This is a genomic window from Marinococcus sp. LNHM5E3-2.1 (genome assembly GCF_056034365.1).
The window spans coordinates 1-1,670 of sequence record NZ_JBQLIB010000031.1; the positions used below are offsets into that span (position 1 = coordinate 1).

General features: G+C 39.4%; 3 protein-coding genes. All 3 read left to right on the forward strand.

Going from position 1 to position 1,670, the window contains the following annotated elements; genetic code table 11:
- Positions 1–275 precede the first annotated feature (275 nt).
- Genes ACTRXH_RS15980 through ACTRXH_RS15990 form a run of 3 tightly spaced genes read left to right on the forward strand, consistent with a single transcriptional unit; the run spans position 276 to position 1,518 of the window.
- A complete protein-coding gene (locus tag ACTRXH_RS15980; protein WP_474283027.1) occupies positions 276–857 on the forward strand; it encodes a recombinase family protein in 582 nt (193 codons plus the stop codon).
- A 58-nt stretch (positions 858–915) separates the two neighbouring features.
- Entirely contained in the window at positions 916–1,125 is a 210-nt protein-coding gene (locus ACTRXH_RS15985) for a hypothetical protein (protein ID WP_474283029.1), read from the forward strand.
- A gap of 3 nt (positions 1,126–1,128) precedes the next feature.
- On the forward strand, positions 1,129–1,518 hold the full coding sequence (locus ACTRXH_RS15990) for a hypothetical protein (protein ID WP_474283031.1): 390 nt from the start codon (positions 1,129–1,131) through the stop codon (positions 1,516–1,518).
- Positions 1,519–1,670 lie beyond the last annotated feature (152 nt).

The following is a 1,670-nucleotide window of genomic DNA, read 5'->3' on the forward strand; positions in this document are numbered from 1 at the left end:
TCTCCTCATCTATGCGGCCTTCGCTATTTTTCTCTAATACGTGGAGCTTTTCCTCAAAGGACAAATATTCTCGTCTAGTTCTCCCTGCATCTTTTTCGTATTCAGTTCATCTATTCGTGATCTCATACTCCGTGCATCTAAAACCCTTAACTTCTGGACATTACTCCGAACACCCCATTTTTAACTATAAAAATGGGGTGTTTTCCGTCTAAAAGTTCGTCTATAATAAGAAGTACAATAGATTGCAGACTTTTAGACATTTTGGAGGGACACCCATGACCCAACGTATTGGCTACGCACGCGTATCCACCTTTCACCAGGATTTCAGCTCCCAGCAGCAATTATTAGAAGAAGCCGGCTGCCATCGCATTTTTACCGAGAAAGTGACGGGTACAACGACGATCGAACGGGAGCAATTACAGGAAGCCATTCGGTACGCCCGGCCGGGCGATACCCTGGTCGTGACAAAAATTGATCGTCTGGCCCGTTCCATTATTGATTTAAACAATATCGTTCATGAATTGGCGGCGGAAGGCATTTCCGTTTTATTTTTGAAAGATAACATGGAGTTTCATGCTGGAGAGGATACGAATAGCATGCAGACGCTGTTGTTTAATGTACTGGGGAGCTTTGCGCAGTTTGAAGCCGACCTGATCCGGGAGCGCACCTCGGAAGGACGAGAACGCGCGAAAGCTCAGGGGAAGCACATGGGAAGACCGGGGCAATCGGATAAAGCTGTCCAGCAAGCATTGAAATTATTTCAAAAACGAGAAACGAATAATATGAGTGTGAACGATATCGTTAAACTTACTGGTGTGCCCAGGTCAACTATTTACGCTAAAATGAAACATAGGTAGTCTTACAGGAGTAATGGTAGGGAGGATAAAAAAACAATGACATATAACGAGCAGCTATATGATTTATACAAAAAGCATTGGATTGTTTAAAGACGGTGAACTTGAGCACTATAAAGAACAAGATCCAACGGAATACATATATGCGTTGTTATATAGTTGGGGACATAGGAACTATGTTGAAGATGAAAAGCGATTGCTTACTAAGGAAGAGCGCAAAGAAGTAAATAACCAACTTGTTGAAGAAGAGAATTTTACTGGGGAGGAATAAATAATGGGAGTAATTATGTCTGTCGTTCTTGGTGTTTTTATAGGAGTAATTGGTTCTGTGATTGGTTATTGGCTGAAGAATAAATACCAAGAAAAGCGGGACAGAAGACAATCGAAACTTTCTTTGATAGTTGAATGGATTGGTAGTCGAAAGCAAGTGAAAAATTATTACCAAGGAATTGATTTAAATCAATATTACGGATCTACGTTCCAATCTCTTATTATAAAAACAGAATGGTTATTTTCCGATGATAAAAAAGTAAAAGAGAAATGTGATATTTTTAAGAGTTCTATTAATAGTTCTCAAGTAGATAAACGTGATTTGGAAGTTGAATATACTACTCTTATCAGGGCTCTCTGTAATAATGTTAATATTTCAGAGCCAAAATTATAAAGAATAGATATTTAGAAGGTCGTCAATGTAACCGGACTTCGAATGAAAGAGCAAGCAGTTCAAAACTGCTTGCTCTTCAGATTGTTGAGAAACAAAATAAAAGCGTCATGTTTGTTCGTGGATCGTTCGATCCACGTTCTTTTTTGGCTGGT

Bases quoted from the DNA above. Each gene is read 5' to 3' on its own strand.
- ACTRXH_RS15980 (WP_474283027.1), top strand. From the start codon at position 276: ATGACCCAACGTATTGGCTACGCACGCGTATCCACCTTTCACCAGGAT.
- ACTRXH_RS15985 (WP_474283029.1), top strand. From the start codon at position 916: ATGATTTATACAAAAAGCATTGGATTGTTTAAAGACGGTGAACTTGAG.
- ACTRXH_RS15990 (WP_474283031.1), top strand. From the start codon at position 1,129: ATGGGAGTAATTATGTCTGTCGTTCTTGGTGTTTTTATAGGAGTAATT.